This is a genomic window from Pseudomonas putida (assembly GCF_022627325.1).
GTDB lineage: Bacteria > Pseudomonadota > Gammaproteobacteria > Pseudomonadales > Pseudomonadaceae > Aquipseudomonas > Aquipseudomonas putida_X.
Map to the genome: position 1 here is coordinate 576,308 of NZ_JAETZZ010000001.1, position 16,086 is coordinate 592,393.

Genomic DNA, 16,086 nt, shown 5'->3' on the forward strand with positions numbered 1-16,086 from the left:
GGCGGGCTTGGCTCGATGCGACTACCAGGAAATGTGCCCATGAACACTAAACCCGCCTGGCTGCTGATCCTCTCGCGCAGCAGCGCCGCGCTGGTCGGCGGCTACGCACTCACCTATGCCGCCAGCGCCTGCCTGGCCCGGCTGTTGCCGCTGTCCCCCGCCGATGCGGTCATCGTCGCGACCCTGCCGGCCTTCGTTTTCTACACCGCAGTCATCCTTTGGGCCTTCGCCAGCCGTGACGCGGTGGGTGCCTGGCTACCGTTGGCCTTGGCTGCGCCCTTGGCGTTGATCGGCTTCTGGCCCCAGGTACTGGAGTGGCTGGCATGAAGAACACGTTCACCCAATCGATGGCCTGGCTGCACACCTGGGGTGGGCTGGTGTTCGGCTGGCTATTGTTCGCCATCTTCGTCACCGGCACCCTGGCGGTGTTCGACAAAGAGCTCAACCACTGGATGCAGCCGGAAATCCCGGCCAATGCAGTGACCCAGGCCGATGCCGCGCAGCGCGCCATTGCCTACCTGCAGGCCCATGAACCGCAGGCCGGCAACTGGGGCATCAGCCTGCCCACCGATCGCTCGCCCGGGCTGCGTGTGTCTACCGGGGAGCGGCGCCATGGCGGTGGCGTACAGCTCGACCCGCAGACCGGCGAGGCCATCGAGGTACGCGACAGTGTTGGCGGCAACTTCTTTTTCCGCTTCCATTTCACCCTCGACCTGCCGCGCAACTGGGGCATTTTCGTGGTCGGTGCATTGGCGCTGGTGATGTTGGCGGCGCTGGTCACCGGCATTGTCATCCACAAGAAGATCTTCAAGGAGTTCTTCACGTTCCGGCCGGACAAGGGCCAGCGCTCCTGGCTGGACTTTCACAACGCCAGTGCCGTGCTGTTGCTGCCGTTCCACCTGATGATCACCTACACCGGGCTGGTGATCTTCATGCTCATCTACATTCCTGCAGGTGTCGATGCGCTGTTCGCCGGGGACAACCGGGCCTACTTCAAGGCCCAGGGCAACGCCCGCCTGGAGCAGCCGAGGGCCTTGGCCAGGCAGCCCGCGGAGTTGGTCGATGTGGTGCCGCTGCTGGCCGAGGCGCAGGCACGGTTGGGGCCCATAGCCGGTTTCAATATCCGCAACCCCAACACCGCTGGGGCGCGTATCGAGATTCGTCCTGAGCTGGGTAATCGCATCGCGCTGTCGAAGGGGCAGGCCATGGTATTCGATGGTGTCAGCGGGCAGCTGCTCAGCGATGTGACTGAGTGGCGCGCGGCTCCCCTGACCCAGCGGGTCATGGTCGGGCTGCATTTTGCCCAGTTTGGCGGATACCCGATGCGTTGGTTGTACTTCGTGTGTGGTGTCATCAGCTGCGTGATGATCGCCAGCGGCCTGGTGCTGTTTTGCGTGAAGCGTGGGCGTAAGTACGCCAGCACCAGCGCGCAGTTGTCGGCGCGGCGTTGGTACCGGGTTGCCGAGGTGTGCAATGTCGGTTTCGTCACCGGTTTGCTGCTGGCCTGTGTCGGCTTGCTGTGGGCCAGCCGCCTGCTGCCGGTCGAGCTGGTACAGCGCGAGGCCTGGGAGGTGCGGGCATTCTTTGGTACATGGCTGCTTGCGCTGCTGCATGCGGGTATCAGGCCTGCGCGCCGGGCGTGGGTGGAACAACTGGGGCTGACGGCACTGCTGTGCATGGGCCTTGGGCTGTTCGGTGGGCTGGGGGATGCCTTGCGCTTGGGCGTGGTGGCTTGCGCAATGGTGCTGGGGGGGTTGCTCGGTGTGGTGGCGTGGCGCGTGCAGCAAGGCGAGCAAATGCTGCATGCACCCAGGGCCAGGGCAAGGCGCAGCGTGGAGGCAGGCGCATGATGATGTTGATCGCGGGCGGCGCGCTGTTCGCCTATGCCGGTATGCTTGGCCTTTGCCAAGGCCTGGAACGGCACTATAAACAGGTATGGCAGCGGCCTTGCCCGCGGCCACTGCGCAGGGTGCTGCGTGGCGCTGGCTGGCTGGCACTGATGATCAGCCTGCTGCTGTGCGCCCAGGTCTGGGGTTGGGCCATGGCGCCGGTAGCCTGGTTGGCGATGATGTCGCTCGGTGCAATGCTGCTGGTCGTGCAGTTGCCGTATTGGCCGCGGCTGGCGGTTGGGCTTGCAGGGCTGGTGCCAGTGTGGGGGCTGCTGCACCTGTTTACCTGAGCAGGCCCTATCGCCGGCAAGCCGGCTTCCACATGGATTTGCGCCGGCTTTTAGCAATTGGGCAGGACCGTTGCTTGCACAGGTAAAGCGCAGGCCTGAAGAACTGCGCGGTCGTGGTGGGCCGGCTTGCCGGCGATTGGGCTGCGCAGCAGCCCCCATGGCAGAGCTGTAATAGCCCGAGCGCTCGACGGGACCAGCGATCACCGGTGAAACCGGGCCCATGCTTCAGCCAGGTATCTGGCCAAGCACGTTGCGTTGCTCAAGCCAGCGCTCGAAGCTCTGGAATGTTTCGATGGCCGCCTGCACGGTGGCGGCCTGCGCTGCAGGTGCGCTCGACGCCTGGCCAAGGCGGTCGAGGAAGCGGCGCCAGTAGTCGCCGGTCCGCGCACCATACACATCGAAAAAGGCTGTGCCGTTGGCCGGGCCGAGCCCCAGGCGCTCGGCCATCGCCCTTTTCAGTACCTGGCCACCCAGGGTGGAGCCCTCCAGAACGTACATCACACCCAGCGCACCGGCCTCATCTTTGATACCCGGCAACGCCTGACACAGGGGCAGGGCGTCGATGTCAGCGGCGCTCAGATGCAGGGCTTGCAGGTCCAGCGTGAGCGCGGGTGTCTTGGCCCTCATCGGTTCCTGGTAGTCGCCCAGGCGAGCTTCGAGGGGCGCGTGGAACCCATAGTAGGCTTGCAGGAGCCGACTGTAGGCCGCGGCATCGAAGCTCGTTGCAAAGAATGGCAGGCGTGCTTCGAGCGACTTGTGGCAATCGCGGGTGCCCTCGCGCAGGGCTAGTAGCAACGGGCTGGGTGAGGAGGGACTGGCTGGCATTCGGCTCGACTCTAGTGGCATTTCGCCTAATTTGGACTGACCATCGTAACGCAGTGTTCCTCCCCAGCCGCGACATTGTTGCGGAAAAAATAACCTCGGCGTGCTAAACCATTCGGCCGTCCTCCAAGAAGAAGCCAGCTGGTGAAAGCCGTACACCTGACCCTGATCTGTCATGCCCTGACAACGGCCCAGAAGACCGGGCACCTGCACGGCCCCGACGACGGCATTCTGCCGATGCTCGCCCAACCGTTCGCCGTGGCGCCTGAAACGCGCATCCTCACCGCGCCGGAGCGGCGTGCGAGGGAAACGGCGGACGGGTTTTCGGCACTGACGCAGGTCGAGCCGGCATTGGCCGATTGCGACCTGGGACGCTGGCAGGGGCTGGCATTGAAGCGGTTGCAGGCTGAGTACCCGCAGGCGCTGGCGTTGTGGCTGGACGACCCGCACAGCGCGCCACATGGTGGTGAGTCGTTCGCCGAACTGTGCCAGCGCATGGCGGGGTGGCTGGCGGCCTTCGATGAGCCGGGCGAGTGGGTGGCGGTGACGCATCCCATGGTCATTCGCGCGGTACTGGTGCAGGTGCTGGGTTGCCCCTTGGCGGCCCATCGGCAGATGGATGTGCTGCCTTTATCACGTGTGCAGCTGAGCTTTACCGGGCGCTGGCGCTTGCGGCTGGGGTGAGTCCGGCTTGCAATGGCCTGCACAACGGCCAACCCAGCTCACCGCAAAACCTTGCCTCAGAACGCCAGCTTGTACCCGATCAGCAACAGCATGCCCGCCAGGCAGGGCCGCAGCACGCGGTCGGAGATCTTCCCGGTGAGGTGGCTGCCCAGGTAGATGCCAGGCAACGAGCCCAGCAGCAGGTAGCCCAGCAGCGACCAGTCCATGTTGCCCATGCCCGCGTGGCCCAGGCCTGCGACCAGGGTCAACGGCACCGCGTGGGCGATCTCGGTGCCCACCAGGCGCCGGGTGACCAGGAACGGGTAGAGCAGGAACAGCGCCACGGTGCCCAAGGCACCCGCACCGATCGAAGTCAGGGTGACCATGACACCCAGCACCACACCGGTGAGTACGGTAAGGATGTTGAGGCTGCGGTCGCTGAGTTGGTAATGGTCACCGGCATGGCGGTTGGCGAACGCTTGCAGGCGCGATTTGAACAGGATCGCCAGTGCAGTGAGGATCAACACCACCGCCAGGCCCTGCTTGATGATGGCATTGAGCGCCGAAGTGTCGGTGTGCAGGGTGCTCAGGAACCACAGGGTCAGCGCTGCGGCCGGGACGCTGCCCATGCTGAGCAGGCCGGTGATTTTCCAGTCGATGTTCTTGTTGCGGCTGTGCACCCAGACGCCACTGGCCTTGGTGATGGCGGCGTAGAGCAGGTCAGTGCCCACGGCAGTGGCCGGGCTGATGCCAAACCACAGCAGGATGGGCGTCATCAGCGAACCGCCACCGACGCCGGTCATGCCGACGATGAACCCCACAACCAGCCCGGCTATGGTGAAACCGAAAGAACCTACATCCATACGCTACTCGACTGCCCAGCTTTGCCCGTGATCGGATGGGTGCCAGCATATAGGTAGTTTATATAGCCAAATAGACTTGTTCGTTATTAGGTTATAACCGCGGGCCTTCTACGCCGGCCCGCTCGCCCCCTGCATGAGACGAGCCTGCCGGCGTGTCACCTCAGATGCGGAAGCTGCCCACCAGTTGCTTCAAACGCCCGGCCTGCTGCGCCAGCGCATCGCAATGCTGCAACGTCTGGTTGAGGTTCTCCACCCCTTGCTGGTTCAGCGCATTGATCTGGGTGATGTCCAGGTTCAGGCTCTCGACCACCGCGGTCTGCTCTTCGGTCGCAGTGGCCACCGACTGGTTCATGCCATCGATTTCGCCGATGCGCTGGGTCACGCTGGTCAGGCGTACACCGGCCTGGTTGGCGACCTGCACGGTCTGTTCGCTGGACACCTGGCTGGTGTTCATGGTGTGCACCGCCTCACGGGAGCCGACCTGCAGGCTGGTGATCATGCGGTGGATCTCTTCTGCCGATTCCTGGGTACGGTGCGCCAGGTTGCGCACCTCATCGGCGACCACGGCAAACCCACGCCCGGCTTCACCTGCACGGGCCGCTTCGATCGCGGCGTTGAGCGCCAGCAGGTTGGTCTGCTGGGAAATGCCCTTGATCACGTCGAGGATCTTGCCGATTTCGTCGGTGCTGGCATTGAGCGTTTCGATCTGCTCGCACGACTCGCTGATGCGCTGCGACAGGGCGGTCATGGCGTTGATCGCTTCTTCCACCACTTCGCGCCCGCCATTGGCCTGTTCGCTGGCACCGCTGGCGTGTTGCGAGGCATGCGCAGCATTGCGTGCGATTTCCTGAGTGGCGGCACCCAGCTGGTTGATGGCCGCCGCGACACTGTTGGTGCGCATGCTCTGTTCTTCGGAACCGATGATCGATGCATTGGAGGCGTTGACCACCTTTTCCGACAGGTCGTGCACCAGCCGCGTAGCCGACGACACTTCGCTGATCGAGGCGTGAATGCGTTCTACGAAGCGGTTGAACGAGGTGGCCAGTTCGCCGAACTCGTCCTTGCGCGGTACCTCAAGGCGGCGGGTCAGGTCGCCTTCACCTTCGGCGATGTCGCGCATGGCGCGGCCCATGGTGGTCAGTGGGCGCATCAGCACCGGGATCAGCAAGCCCAGCAGCCCGGCGATGGCCGCCACGGCAATGACCATGGCGATGATCGCCGAGGTGCGGAAATGGCTTAAGGCCGCGTAGGCCTTGTCCTTGTCGATCGACAGGCCGATGTACCACTGGGCAGACGGCAAGCCCGCCACCGGGGCAAAGGAGATCAACCGCTGCTGGCCATCGAGGGTGACATCCTGCAGGCCGGCCGCCACGCGCAGGCCCGAGCCTGGGTAGATGTCGTTGAGGTTCTTCATCACCTGGTCTTTGTCGGGGCTGACGATCACCTGGCCGCTGCTATCGGCGAGGAAGGCGTGGCCGATGCCGCCGAAGTCGACCGAGTTGATGATCTGCACCAAGGTATCGAGGGTCAGGTCGCCGCCGACCACCCCGAGCATTTCGCCGTTACGCTTCACCGGCGTGGCGATGGTCACCATCAGGCCACCGACCGCGCCCTGGTAAGGGGCGGTGAGCACGGTTTGCCCGGCGCTGGCCGCGGCGCCGTACCATGGGCGCTGGCGTGGGTCGTAGCCGGCCGGCATTTGGGCGTCGGGGCGCTGGGTGAACACACCATTGGCCTGGCCCAGGTAGGTGAACAGGAAATTTTTCGTGTAGGACGGCTGCTCGATCAGCCCGGCCAGGGTATCGCCTGCCCCTTGTTCAGCAATGTCCTGGGCCAGGTTCTCCAGCACCAGGATGCGCCCGCTCATCCAGTTCTGCACGCTGCTGGCAGTCAGCGCACCGGACTGCTGCATCGACGACTCGATGTTCTGGGTGATGGTTTTGCGTTGCAGGTAGTCGTTGTAAAGCGTGAACAGGGCAAAAGCCAGCACCACGACGCCGCATGCGCTGAGGAGGATCTTGTGGCGAAATTTCAGGTTCATGTTTCGAGACCTTGAGCCATGGAGGGAAGGGCACTGCACGCTTTTGGCGCGATGGGCCTGTCCACTCTGCTATCGGCAAATCCCACAAAAATTGAAGCACTTACGTCACCCGGCTGAGGCGATTTCGACGGACGGTGCGCTAGCATTTGGCTAGCTGTTCGATCAGCAGACGCGCCGCCTGGCGCAGCGGTTGCTGCCTGCGCCAGAAGGCATGAATCGGCAACTGGAGTTCGTTGCGGGTATTTGCAAATCGCAGACGTACCAGGCGCCCGGCAGCGATCAGCGGCGCCACCCTGGCCAATGGCAAATCGCCCCAGCCCAGGCCTGCTTCGACCATTTGTACGGCGAAGTCGAAACTGTCGGTGGACCAGTGCGTGGCGCCGATCAGCGCACGCGGGTCGGCCAGCGGCAGGTCGCGGCTGCGCACCAGGATCTGGCGCACGTTGATCAGGTCTTCCAGGTAGCGGATGCGCCCGTCGCGCAGTGCCGGGTGCGCGGGTGACAGGGTGGCAACCAGTGACTCCGTACCAATGTGCTGAAACCCCCGGCTGGCATCGACGTGCAGGCCAGCGAAGGCCAGGCATAGGTCGGCACGGCCGCTGTCGAGCAACTGCAGTGCGTCTTCCTGTGGGGCACTGAGCAGCTGGATGTCCAGCAGCGGGTAGCGCTCGCCAAGCCTCGCGATGGCGGCAAACAGCGGCCGTTGATCTATGTCCGGGACCACGGCGAGGGTCAGGCTGCTCTCCAGCCCTTGCGACAACTCCAGTGCGTGCACCTGCAATAGCCCCAGTTGCTCGGCGATCAGCCTGGCGTGTGGCTCTAGCGCCACAGCCTGAGCGGTAGGACGAACCTCGCGCGGGCCGCGCTCGAACAGCGGGTAGCCCAGTTCGGCTTCAAGGTTACCGATGGCCATGCTGACGGCAGAAGGCACCCGACCAAGGGTGCGCGCCGCTGCGGAAAACGAACCCCGATCGAGCACGGCGAGGAACAGCTGGATATTGTCACTGGAAAAATTCATGTCGGCCTCCTATCAGTGAATCTGAAAGCTACCGACTTTGTCTGTCAATATATTTGAAGCACTCTTGCGTCCTTCGCTTGATACCCAATGAGGTAAACCCCGGTGCAGGGATTGAAACGCAAACTGGTCTACGTGACGTTCTACGAGCTGATTGGCTTGTGCATGTCGACGTTGGGGCTGGCTTACTTGTCCGATACCCAGGCTTCGCATACTGGGCCGCTGGCGGCGATGATCACCACCATCGCCATGCTCTGGAACCTGATTTACAACAGCCTGTTCGAGTATTGGGAGAGCCGCCAGGCCAAGCGCGGCCGCAGCGTGGCGCGGCGGGTGGTGCATGCTGTCGGTTTCCAGCTGACCCTGGTGGTGTACCTGATCCCGCTGATCGCCTGGTGGCTGGGCATGAGTCTGGTCCAGGCTTTCCTGGTGGACCTTGCGTTCATCATCCTGGTGCCCTGCTACACCTTTGCCTACAACTGGGGGTTTGACCGGATCTTCGGTTTGCCGGCATCGGCCATGGCCACCGCCTGAGGCTGTCGGTGCCGCTATGGCGGCAGGCGAATCAACAAGGGTTTCTGGCGCGCAGGGGGTTGCGGTTGCACTGCCTGCTGCACGGGCCGCGGCGCACTGGCCAGCAAGCTGTCTTCGACCTGCCCTGACAGGTAGTACACCCCCGCCATGGCGCCGCTCTGGCGGTTTTCCATCAGCTCTTGCCATTCCTGATTGAGCGCCACGTTGAGGATCACCCGCAATTGCTCGACCATCTCCGGGTGATCGCGGTCGTGAGTGATCATGCCGTAGCCGGCGGTCGCCACCGAGATCATCGCCCCGGCCACTTTGCCCACCGCACTGGCCACTGCGCTGGCAATGCCGCGTGGGGCCAGGGTGGCGCCAAGCTTCTCGCTGGCGCGGGTGGCCACCGACGACAGGCCGATATCGGTCTGCCCAGGGCCTTTGGCCGCTTGCTGGTGCAGGTGGTCGCGCAGGGCGAGCCAGGCGGGTTGCTGATCGAGCGGCTTGGCCTTGAGCAATTGATAAAGGCTGGCATTGCGCGCCGGCGGCGGCCCCAGGGCAATGGCCGGGATTCGGTTCAGGCGCTGGCTGAGCTGGTCGGGCGGGGCGTTGGAGCGCTGGATGATGGCTGGCAGCTGCTGGCCGAACAGCTGCACGTACAATTCGCAGGCGCGGTCGCGGATGACTTCGGGGTTGATCTGCTCGGCCACCGGCTCGATCACCCGCTTCTGGTACTGCTCCTGCAGGTACAGGGCCAGGCGTTTTTCCGCAGGCTCGCGGCCCTCGCCACTGTTGAGCTTGTACCAGGCGACCTTGAGGGTCAGCCATTGCTGGGTCCAGTAACCGGTGAACCAGGGAATGAAGTCGCTCTCGGTACGTTGCTGTACCTGTTCTTTCCACACTCTCATCGAGCGCCGTGCATAGTCGTTGGCCGAGCCAGCAGCGCCTACCGAAGCATCGATCAGTTCCTGGTCAATGCGCTGCCAGGCGGCGGGTGTGAGCACGGCGGGCGGCGGCGGGGCAGGCGGACGCTTGCCGGCGCAGCCGCCGAGGGCCAGCACAAGGCACAGCAGCACGAGGATACGTGGGTTCACACGACCGCCTCCCGGGTTTCGAGGCTAGGTGGTTAACCGAGTATAGGGCCGGCGATCGGCTGCGCCTGCGTCCTGTCAGGCAAGGTCTAGTTTTTCTTCCAGGCGGTCCAGGTGCTCGCCCATCAGCGCAAGCGCCGCTGCAGCGTTACCGGCCTCCACGGCATCGATGATCGCTGCGTGCTCTTGCCAGGCACAGTGCTCGCAGCAGGGTGATTCGTAGTGGGCGATGATCAGTGACGTCATCGGCACCAGGCCGTTGAGAAAGCGTGCCAGCGGTGCGTTGGCGGCCACCTGGGCAAGCTTGAGGTGGAACTCGCCGCCCAGGCGGATCGCTGCACAACGTTCGCCACGTTCGTGGTGCTGGCGCTCACGCTCCACCAGCGAACGCAATTGGCGGATCTGCGCCGGCCGCGCGCGTTGCGCCGCCAGGCTGATCAGGGTGGTTTCGGCCAGGCGGCGGGCGCTCAGTACCTGGCGCGCCTGGTACGGGTCGGGGGCGGCCAGGTGCGCGGTGTGGCTTGGGCGCTGCACCACCACCTGCTGGTCCGAGAGGCGCCCCAGCACCCGGCGAATTACCGTGCGGCTGACGCCGAAGGCGTTACCCAGTGCCTGCTCGGGCAGCAGGCTGCCGGGCGGCAGGCGCTGCTCGAGAATCGCGTCGAACAGGCGGGGGTAGATCTGCTCGGCCGACAGCCGGGTTTCGCCGGCGGCGAGCAGGGCAGGCAGGTGGGGGGCGGCTTGGGCGCAGGCGGTCATGGTCGCTCTCCTGGGGTCATTGGCGCGGATGCTCATCCGGGATGTTCAGTTCGATGCCCATGCGCTGCCCTTCGGCGAGGATGTGCTGGCGCATCTGGGCGCTGGCCTGGGCGCTGTTGCGCTCGCGAATGGCGCGGACCACGGCTTCGTTTTCCTTGAGCCGCGCAGCAAGGTGTTCGGGTGAGTTGCGCAGCATGTCGGCGCTTTGCTTGAGGGCATTGCCGGTCTGCTGTACCACGCTCTGGAAAATCGGGTTGGTGGTCAGCGCGAACAGTGCCTCGTGGAAGGCGATGTAGGCCTTGGCCCCGGCATCGCTGTCATCGGCATCCAGCGCTTCGCGCATGTCCATCAGGATCAGGCGGAGCTGGCCGATGTCCTGACTGTTGGCCGATTGCGCCACCAGGCCGACGATGAAGGGTTCGAGGGTGTAGCGCAGCTCCAGGACATCGGCCAGGCTGGCCGCGGCGCTGCTGTCGACGCCTGGTTCCAGCACGGCAGGTTCGGCATCGAGCACCAGCACGCCCTTGCCCGGCATAGAGCGCACCAGGCCGAGGGTCTCCAGCACGGTCACCGCTTCGCGCAGGCTGGGGCGGCTGATGCCCAATTGTTCGGCCAGTTCGCGCTGGCCGGGCAGCATGTCGCCGGAGCGCCACTGGCCGCGGGCCAGTGCTTGGCGCAGTTTTTCCACCACTGAGTTGACGACGGTCGATGAGCTGATCACGGTTTTCTCCTGAGGGCCGGCGTCAACGCCGGCCACGTGGGCTCAGAATTCCTGTTGATGGGCGTTGGGCTGCTTGCGTGGGGCATGGGCAAAGCCGGGTTTGCCATCAAGCACATTCTGCGCACGTTCCAGATCGATGTCTTTTTCCCAGCGGGCGATGGCCACGGTGGCCACGCAGTTGCCGATCAGGTTGGTCAGCGCCCGGCCAATGCCCATGAACCAGTCCACTGCCAGCACCAGCACCAGGCCGACCACCGGGATCGCCGGCACGGCGGTGAGGGTGGCGGCAAGGATCACCAGCGCCGAGCCTGGGATGCCGTGAGCGCCTTTGGACGTCACCAGCGACACCAGCAGGATGGTCAGCAGGTCGGTCATCTCCAAGGGGGTGCCCGTGGCGTTGGCGATGAACACGATGGCCAGGGTCAGGTAGATGGAGAAGCCGTCGAGGTTGAACGAATAGCCGGTCGGGATCACCAGGCCAACGGTGGAGCTGCCAATGCCCAGGTGCTCGAGCTTGCGCATGATCTGCGGCAGGACTGCATCGGAGGAGGCGGTGCCAAGCACGATGGTCAGCTCTTCACGCAGGTATTTGATGAACGGCAGCAGTTTCAGGCCGGAAAGGCGCATCACGGTGCCCAGGATAATCAGTACGAAGCCCGCGCAGGTCAGGTAGAACAACGCCACCAGGCCACCCAGGTGCTGCAGCGACTCCAGGCCATATTTGCTGGTCGTGAAGGCGATGGCGCCAAAGACACCGATCGGCGCCAGGCGCACGATCATGCCCATGATGCGGAAAATCACGTGGCTGAGTTCGTTGATCAACCGCGAAATGCCGGCGGCCGAGTCACCCACCAGGTTCAAAGCACTGCCGAACAGTACCGAGAACAGCAAGACTTGAAGGATGTTGTTGTCGGCGAAGGCGCCTACCACCGACGTGGGGATCAGGTCCATGAAGAACGCGGTGGCGCCATGGATATGCTGGCCGCGTTCGGCCAGGCCGTTGGCGTCGGCAGCAGAGAGCTGATCCAGGTGGATATTGGCGCCGCTGCCGATACCGCTGCTGAAGGCGAACACCAGGCCGATCACCAGGGCGATGGTGGTCAGCACTTCAAAGTAGATCACCGATTTGAGGCCGATGCGCCCGACTTTCTTCAGGTCGCCGGCACCGGAAATGCCGCTGACCACCACGCAGAAGACGATCAGGCCGATAAGCATCTTGATCAGCTTGATGAAGCCATCGCCTAGAGGCTTGAGCTGCAGGGAAAGGTCGGGGAAGCTGAGGCCGCAGGCGATGCCAAGGGCAAGGCCGAGCACGACTTGCAGGAAGATCGAACGCGAGCACCATTTGAGCATGGGAGTGATCTCTGATCGGTGTCCTTGCTTCGGTGCCGCACGGGGCGAAAGAGCGCAGGACTTATTTATTTTTGTGGTCTTACCGGTTTGTTCAGCGCGAGGTCATAAAAGCGCGAAAAATCCGAATATGCAAGGGTTTTTGGCCTTACCGGTCTGACCAGTTGTGGGGCATTTCGGCTTGCCAGGCTCTAGTTCGGTGCGTGCTGCCGATTGAGAGGATGCGCCGTGGCCGGCAATTGCCAATACCTGAGGGGGTGTTAGCAAGCTGCCTGCCAACTTCTGCCCGTTCAGGGCTGCGGGGCGCTGCTTTTGACCGACGCCAGTTCAGGGTGTGCCACGAGCTTATCGATGTGCAGGGCGCCGTCGTTCATCCAGCTTTCGCTCAGCACCCGGTAGTGCTCCATGTCCCGACAGCGCACGCGTAGGCTGTAGTCGAAATGGCCGCTGATCAGTTGGCATTCATGAACGTCAGGGCAGGCCAGCATCGTTGCCTCGAACGCCTTTTGCGAGGACCGCCCGCTCAGGTTGGACAGGGCGACGAGCACCAGCAGCGATAGCCCTGGTGCGACTTTCTGCAGGTCGATGATTGCGCCGTAACCGCGGATCACGCCACGCCGTTCCAGCTTGCGTACCCGTTCCAGGCACGGGCGCGGCGTAAGGTGGACCAGGGTGGAGAGTTTTTCGAAGGTGATGCGACCGTCGACGCGCAGTATGTCGATGATGGCTTGGTCGATGCGGTCCAGCGGGGCAGAGGTGGCGTCCTTGGTGTCCATGCGCGGTGCTTCTTTGTTGAAAGCGGGGGCATGAACAGGTTAGGCGTTTATCGGGGGATCGTCCTCACGCGCTGGCGAGTGGGCTGCCCTGCAGCCCAAGCTCCGTCAGGCGCAGGCGCTGTCGGCCCGGTGCACTGAGCGGGCCGCCACTACGCGAGGCTGCAGCAGTGCATACAAGTCCTTGGGGTTTTCCAGCATCGGCACCAGCCCGATCTCCTGGCCAATCCCCAACGCGAGCGCGGTATCGAGCACATAGCGCAGCGCCGAATAATCTTCCAGTGCGAAACCTACCGAATCGAACAGGGTCACCTGGCCGGCGTTTTCACGGCCCGGCACAAGGCCTGCGACCACTTGCCAGAATGCGAAGACCGGCGAATCGGCCGGCATCTGCTGGATTTCGCCTTCGACCCGGGTTTGCGGCTCGTACTCAACGATCACCCGGGCCCGTTCGACGATGTGCCGGTGCAGCTCGGTCTTGCCCGGGCAGTCGCCGCCCACGGCATTCAGGTGCATGCCCGGTTCGATCATGTCCGGTGTGAGGATGGTCGCATACGTCTTGTCCGCCGTGACCGTGGTGACGATATCGGCACCGCGCACGGCTTCAGCGACGCTATGGGCGACGATCACCTTGAGCCCGGGGCGGCCTGCCAGGTTGGCCACCAGCTTCGCGGTGGCTGCAGGGTCGATGTCATACAGGCGGATCTCGTCGATGCCCAGCAGCATCTTGAAGGCGATGGCCTGGAATTCGCTTTGCGAGCCGTTGCCGATCAGCGCCATGCTGCGGCTGTCTTCACGCGCCAGGTAGCGGGCGGCCAGGGCCGAGGTGGCGGCAGTACGCATCGCTGTGGTCAGGGTCATCTCGCTGAGCAGCAGCGGCGCGCCGGAGCCGACGTCGCTCAGGGCGCCGAAGGCCATCACCGTGGGCAGGCCGAGGCGGGTGTTCTTTGGGTGACCGTTGACATACTTGAAGGCATACCGGCCAGCGTCGGAAACGGGCATCAGTTCGATCACGCCGTCCGTGGAAGGGTTGGCCAGGCGCGGGCACTTCTCGAAATCGTGCCAGCGCAGGTAGTCCTGACGGATGTACTCGGCCATCTCCACCAGGCAGGTGGCCAGGCCTTTGCGGTTGACCAGGCGGGCGAGGTCTTGCACATCGATGAAGCGGGTCATGGCATCTCCCTGCAACGTGCGGGTTGGGCTGTAGGGATATTGTCGGGCGCGCAGGGGGGAAATGCCGGCTGAATGAGGCGTTGCGCGCAGCGGGTGCGGCTGACTTCGGGGCGCCGGCAGCCGAATCGGCTGCCGGCCTCCGGTCATTGCTCGCGCAGGCGCTTGTACAGTGTCGTCCGGCTGATCCCCAGGCCCCGCGCCACGGCCGAGAGGTTGCCATTGGCACGTTTCAGCAGGCTGTGCAGGTCTGCTTCATGCTCACTGCCGCCGCTCGACACCGGGCGCTCATGCGCTTCAGCCAGAAAGCCGCCAGGCAGATGCTCGACACTGACCGGCCCATCACCTGCCAACGCCAGCGCAACCTGCATCACACTCACCAGCTCGCGCACATTGCCTGGCCACGGGTGCCGGTCGAGCAGATCGAGGATGGGCAGCCCCAGGCACTGGGGTTGCTGAGGGTCGCGATAACGTGCGTGGATGTGTTCGATCAACGCTCGCCGGTCAGTGCGCTCGCGCAGCGCCGGCAACACGACTGCCATCGCCGCGATGCGGTAGTAGAGGTCTTGCCGAAAGCGCCCTGCACGCACCTCTTCGGCCAGGTCCCGATTGCTTGCAGAGACGACGCGGATATCCACCGCTACCGGTTCGCCGCTGCCCAGGGGTTGAATGCTGCGCGACTGCAGCACGCGCAGCAGGCGGGCCTGGGTCGGCAGCGGCATGTCGCCGATTTCGTCGAGGAACAGGATGCCCTGGTTGGCCTTGCGGATCAGCCCGGGGTTGCCCTTGTGATGAGCGCCGGTGAAGGCGCCTTTGTCGTAACCGAACAGCTCCGATTCCACCAGGTCTGCCGGGATCGCCGCACAGTTGACCGCGATCAACGGCTGGCGGGCACGGCTGCTGGCGCGGTGCAGGGTCTGGACGAAGACTTCCTTGCCGACGCCGGTTTCACCCTGAACCAGCAACGGGATGTCTTTTTCCAGCATCAGCCTGGCCTGGGCCAGGGCCTTTTCCATGCGGGGGTCGCCATTGCCAAGCGTTGAGCGTGGGGTGCTTTGCCGCGGTGCCTGCCACTGGCAGTGCAAGCGGTTGCGCCCGGCTGCCTGCAAGGCGAATGGCTGCTGCTGGGGGTGGGCAAGCAACTGGCACAAGGGGATCTGGAACAGTTGCTCGACGTTCTGCTGCAGCGGGTTGCCGCCCAGCAGGCTATCGGCTCGATGATTGGCGGCGAGCACCTGGCCACGTTCATCGAACACCAGCAGCCCGGCCCAGGGGCTGTCGAGGTTGTCGCAAGCGCTGTTGAACAACAACTGGGCGTGCTGTTCGGCATGCTGCGCAAGGATCAGGCGGTTCTCCAGGCTCTGGCCCATCATGCGCACCAGGCCGAGGGTCTGGGAGGCGGGCAGGTAGCCGTCGCTGGCCACGTCGAGCACCCCGACCAGTTGCCGCTGGGCATCGTACAGCGGGGTGGCGGCGCTGGACATGTAGCGGTTCTGGCGCAGGTAGTGTTCGTCCTGGCCGACATGGACGGGCTCGGCGCAGACCAGCGCGGTGCCCAGTGCATTGGTGCCCACGCCCCGTTCGTGCCAGTGGGCGCCGGCACTGAAGCCGTGCTGGTGCTGGGGGCAGACGAAGCGGCGCGAGCCCCAGGTCTGGAGCAGGCAGCCGCTGGCGTCGGCGAGCATCACCAGGTAGCTGGCATTGCCCAGCAGGTGCGTGTACTGCGGCAGCACGGCATCGCGGGTGTGGTGCAACAGGGCCTGGCGCCGCTCCAGCAGGGCGCTGAGTTCGGCCCGGGTCAGGCAATCGAAGTCGGGTGCGCTCTGTGGCTGCAGGCCGTGATCACGGCAGCGCGCCCAGGAGGCCTGGATCAGTTGGGCATGGGGCGAAGGGGCGGTGGCCATGGGCCTGTCCTGTGTGATTGTTGTTATCAGCCGACCGCTGTTGAGTGTCGTCCACCGTTGTTCATTGTCAAACCCGCCACTGTTCAGGTGTTCAGCGAAAGTGTTCAGTTGTGAATTGCGGCTGGCCTGCTGCCACCGCCTGGGGCCCAGACCAGAGCGGCGCGAGGGAACTGGCACGGAACTGGCTATCTGTGCCGGACAACCACAATAACAAGGTCC

16 protein-coding genes and 1 pseudogene are annotated in these 16,086 nt (G+C 64.3%); 5 read left to right on the forward strand and 12 right to left on the reverse strand.

The genetic code is table 11. From position 1 onward, the window contains the following. The first annotated feature begins 39 nt into the window (after positions 1-39). The 3 genes from JNA92_RS02580 to JNA92_RS02590 are packed head-to-tail and all read left to right on the forward strand — an operon-like array spanning position 40 to position 2,179. Positions 40-327: an iron transporter gene (locus tag JNA92_RS02580; RefSeq protein WP_241803201.1), complete on the forward strand. Its 288-nt coding sequence runs from the start codon at positions 40-42 to the stop codon at positions 325-327. After that, positions 324-1,850 carry a PepSY-associated TM helix domain-containing protein gene (locus tag JNA92_RS02585; protein WP_241803202.1) on the forward strand — a complete coding sequence of 509 codons (1,527 nt, stop codon included), beginning with the start codon at positions 324-326 and terminating at the stop codon, positions 1,848-1,850. The genes JNA92_RS02580 and JNA92_RS02585 overlap by 4 nt, the downstream gene beginning before the upstream one ends. Beyond that, on the forward strand, positions 1,847-2,179 hold the full coding sequence (locus tag JNA92_RS02590; RefSeq protein WP_241803203.1) for a DUF3325 domain-containing protein: 333 nt from the start codon (positions 1,847-1,849) through the stop codon (positions 2,177-2,179). The genes JNA92_RS02585 and JNA92_RS02590 overlap by 4 nt, the downstream gene beginning before the upstream one ends. A gap of 225 nt (positions 2,180-2,404) precedes the next feature. On the opposite strand, the gene JNA92_RS02595 is transcribed toward JNA92_RS02590, so the two are convergent. Next, complete coding sequence (locus tag JNA92_RS02595; protein WP_241803204.1) at positions 2,405-3,004, reverse strand: biliverdin-producing heme oxygenase; 600 nt, start codon at positions 3,002-3,004, stop codon at positions 2,405-2,407. Between the two features lie 141 nt (positions 3,005-3,145). On the opposite strand from JNA92_RS02595, the gene JNA92_RS02600 reads away from it, so the two are divergent. Continuing rightward, a complete protein-coding gene (locus tag JNA92_RS02600) occupies positions 3,146-3,685 on the forward strand; it encodes a histidine phosphatase family protein (protein ID WP_241803205.1) in 540 nt (179 codons plus the stop codon). Between the two features lie 56 nt (positions 3,686-3,741). Here JNA92_RS02600 and JNA92_RS02605 read toward each other — a convergent pair whose 3' ends face one another. The 4 genes and pseudogenes from JNA92_RS02605 to JNA92_RS02615 form a co-directional block, all read right to left on the reverse strand. After that, positions 3,742-4,527: a sulfite exporter TauE/SafE family protein gene (locus tag JNA92_RS02605; protein WP_241803206.1), complete on the reverse strand. Its 786-nt coding sequence runs from the start codon at positions 4,525-4,527 to the stop codon at positions 3,742-3,744. Between the two features lie 160 nt (positions 4,528-4,687). Then, positions 4,688-5,428, reverse strand: coding sequence for a methyl-accepting chemotaxis protein (locus JNA92_RS25990; RefSeq protein WP_372490481.1), 741 nt, complete (start codon positions 5,426-5,428; stop codon positions 4,688-4,690). A gap of 114 nt (positions 5,429-5,542) precedes the next feature. After that, a pseudogene (gene mcpA, locus JNA92_RS25995) lies at positions 5,543-6,568 on the reverse strand (methyl-accepting chemotaxis protein McpA); the annotation flags it as partial. 139 nt (positions 6,569-6,707) lie between these two features. Beyond that, positions 6,708-7,586 (reverse strand): LysR family transcriptional regulator, encoded by an 879-nt coding sequence (locus JNA92_RS02615; protein WP_241803208.1) that lies wholly within the window; start codon positions 7,584-7,586, stop codon positions 6,708-6,710. Positions 7,587-7,688: 102 nt separating this feature from the next. Between JNA92_RS02615 and JNA92_RS02620 the strand changes: the two genes are divergently transcribed. Further along, positions 7,689-8,117: a PACE efflux transporter gene (locus JNA92_RS02620; RefSeq protein ID WP_241803209.1), complete on the forward strand. Its 429-nt coding sequence runs from the start codon at positions 7,689-7,691 to the stop codon at positions 8,115-8,117. Between the two features lie 14 nt (positions 8,118-8,131). On the opposite strand, the gene JNA92_RS02625 is transcribed toward JNA92_RS02620, so the two are convergent. The 7 genes from JNA92_RS02625 to JNA92_RS02655 form a co-directional block, all read right to left on the reverse strand. After that, a complete protein-coding gene (locus JNA92_RS02625) occupies positions 8,132-9,193 on the reverse strand; it encodes a hypothetical protein (protein WP_241803210.1) in 1,062 nt (353 codons plus the stop codon). A gap of 75 nt (positions 9,194-9,268) precedes the next feature. Further along, positions 9,269-9,949 carry a GntR family transcriptional regulator gene (locus tag JNA92_RS02630; RefSeq protein WP_241803211.1) on the reverse strand — a complete coding sequence of 227 codons (681 nt, stop codon included), beginning with the start codon at positions 9,947-9,949 and terminating at the stop codon, positions 9,269-9,271. A gap of 16 nt (positions 9,950-9,965) precedes the next feature. Beyond that, entirely contained in the window at positions 9,966-10,670 is a 705-nt protein-coding gene (locus JNA92_RS02635; RefSeq protein ID WP_241803212.1) for a FadR/GntR family transcriptional regulator, read from the reverse strand. A 42-nt stretch (positions 10,671-10,712) separates the two neighbouring features. Next, positions 10,713-12,023, reverse strand: coding sequence for a C4-dicarboxylate transporter DctA (locus JNA92_RS02640; RefSeq protein WP_241803213.1), 1,311 nt, complete (start codon positions 12,021-12,023; stop codon positions 10,713-10,715). A gap of 287 nt (positions 12,024-12,310) precedes the next feature. Then, on the reverse strand, positions 12,311-12,796 hold the full coding sequence (locus JNA92_RS02645; RefSeq protein WP_241803214.1) for an Lrp/AsnC family transcriptional regulator: 486 nt from the start codon (positions 12,794-12,796) through the stop codon (positions 12,311-12,313). Between the two features lie 105 nt (positions 12,797-12,901). After that, positions 12,902-13,966: an ornithine cyclodeaminase gene (locus tag JNA92_RS02650; RefSeq protein WP_241803215.1), complete on the reverse strand. Its 1,065-nt coding sequence runs from the start codon at positions 13,964-13,966 to the stop codon at positions 12,902-12,904. Between the two features lie 143 nt (positions 13,967-14,109). Beyond that, positions 14,110-15,867 (reverse strand): sigma-54-dependent Fis family transcriptional regulator, encoded by a 1,758-nt coding sequence (locus JNA92_RS02655; RefSeq protein ID WP_241803216.1) that lies wholly within the window; start codon positions 15,865-15,867, stop codon positions 14,110-14,112. Positions 15,868-16,086: the final 219 nt, after the last annotated feature.

Bases quoted from the DNA above. Each gene is read 5' to 3' on its own strand.
- JNA92_RS02580 (WP_241803201.1), top strand. From the start codon at position 40: ATGAACACTAAACCCGCCTGGCTGCTGATCCTCTCGCGCAGCAGCGCC.
- JNA92_RS02585 (WP_241803202.1), top strand. From the start codon at position 324: ATGAAGAACACGTTCACCCAATCGATGGCCTGGCTGCACACCTGGGGT.
- JNA92_RS02590 (WP_241803203.1), top strand. From the start codon at position 1,847: ATGATGATGTTGATCGCGGGCGGCGCGCTGTTCGCCTATGCCGGTATG.
- JNA92_RS02595 (WP_241803204.1), bottom strand. From the start codon at position 3,004: ATGCCAGCCAGTCCCTCCTCACCCAGCCCGTTGCTACTAGCCCTGCGC.
- JNA92_RS02605 (WP_241803206.1), bottom strand. From the start codon at position 4,527: ATGGATGTAGGTTCTTTCGGTTTCACCATAGCCGGGCTGGTTGTGGGG.
- JNA92_RS25990 (WP_372490481.1), bottom strand. From the start codon at position 5,428: ATGCGCACCAACAGTGTCGCGGCGGCCATCAACCAGCTGGGTGCCGCC.
- JNA92_RS02615 (WP_241803208.1), bottom strand. From the start codon at position 7,586: ATGAATTTTTCCAGTGACAATATCCAGCTGTTCCTCGCCGTGCTCGAT.
- JNA92_RS02630 (WP_241803211.1), bottom strand. From the start codon at position 9,949: ATGACCGCCTGCGCCCAAGCCGCCCCCCACCTGCCTGCCCTGCTCGCC.
- JNA92_RS02640 (WP_241803213.1), bottom strand. From the start codon at position 12,023: ATGCTCAAATGGTGCTCGCGTTCGATCTTCCTGCAAGTCGTGCTCGGC.
- JNA92_RS02645 (WP_241803214.1), bottom strand. From the start codon at position 12,796: ATGGACACCAAGGACGCCACCTCTGCCCCGCTGGACCGCATCGACCAA.
- JNA92_RS02650 (WP_241803215.1), bottom strand. From the start codon at position 13,966: ATGACCCGCTTCATCGATGTGCAAGACCTCGCCCGCCTGGTCAACCGC.
- JNA92_RS02655 (WP_241803216.1), bottom strand. From the start codon at position 15,867: ATGGCCACCGCCCCTTCGCCCCATGCCCAACTGATCCAGGCCTCCTGG.